Here is a 1,129-nt window from a genome sequence, read left to right as displayed (position 1 = left end):
GGACGTGCCGTACCGGCTGCTGGAAGCCGATCCGGCGCTTTCCTGCGGTGATGCCGATTCCGGCAACCTGATCGTGCAGGGCGACAACCTGCATGCGCTGAAGGCATTGCTGCCTCGCTATGCCGGCCAGGTGAAATGCATCTACATCGATCCGCCCTACAACACCGGCAACGAGGGCTGGGTGTACAACGACAACGTGAACAGCCCGGAAATCCGTCGTTGGCTGGGCGAGGTGGTCGGCAAGGAGGGCGAAACGCTGGATCGCCACGACCGCTGGCTGTGCATGATGTATCCGAGGCTGGTGCTACTACGCCAGTTTCTACGTGACGATGGCGTGATATTTGTTTCCATCGACGACAATGAGGTAGCACATCTGCGATTGTTGATGGATGAGGTCTTCGGCTTTCAAAATTTTGTTGCAACGATTGCTTGGCAGCGGAGGACTTCTCCTGATGCTCGCCTTGGCCTTAGCCAAGCTCATGACCACATTTTAGTTTATGCAAGGAAAAAAGAGGTTATTTCATTTAAGCCGATAAAGATAAGCCCTGATGAAGAAAAGAAGTACAAGAACCCCGACAATGACCCAAGAGGGCCTTGGGTGTCATCCGACTTTACAGCTCAAGGGTGGCGGCCAAATCAAATGTACGAGATACGTACACCAGGAGGCACAGAATATTCGCCGCCCCCTGGAAGATGTTGGGGAAATATCGAAGAGGTATTTTTGCGCTTGGTTGCTGAAGGAAGAATTTGGTTCGGAAAGTCTGGAAAAAGCCGCCCGCGTGTAAAAACCTACCTTTCTGAAACATCAGGCAAGAGCGCGTGGACTTGGTGGTCTAACAAAGAGTGTGGCCATAACCAAGAAGCGAAAAAAGAAATTATCGAAGTTCTTGGCCATGTTATTCCCTTTGATACACCTAAGCCAACAAGACTGATTCAACGCATTCTACAAATCGCCACAGATAAGGACTCACTGGTTCTGGATAGCTTTGCCGGAAGCGGCTCGACTGGGCATGCGGTTCTCAAGCAAAACGCCGAGGATGGCGGCAATCGCCGCTTCATCCTCGTCGAGATGGACGAGAACATTGCCGCAAACGTCACCGCCGAGCGGGTGCGGCGGGTGATCGAGGGC

The 1,129-nt window shown here is 52.7% G+C and carries 1 protein-coding gene; it reads left to right on the top strand.

Going from position 1 to position 1,129, the window contains the following annotated elements; translation table 11 throughout:
• Positions 1-1,129, top strand: a 1,129-nt coding sequence (locus D6694_04970; protein RMH45198.1) for a site-specific DNA-methyltransferase, incomplete at both ends; no start/stop codon positions are given.

Source organism: Gammaproteobacteria bacterium (genome assembly GCA_003696665.1).
GTDB lineage: Bacteria > Pseudomonadota > Gammaproteobacteria > Enterobacterales.
Note: the sequence above shows the minus strand (reverse complement) of the source record. Positions and strands in the feature narration are given on the sequence as shown.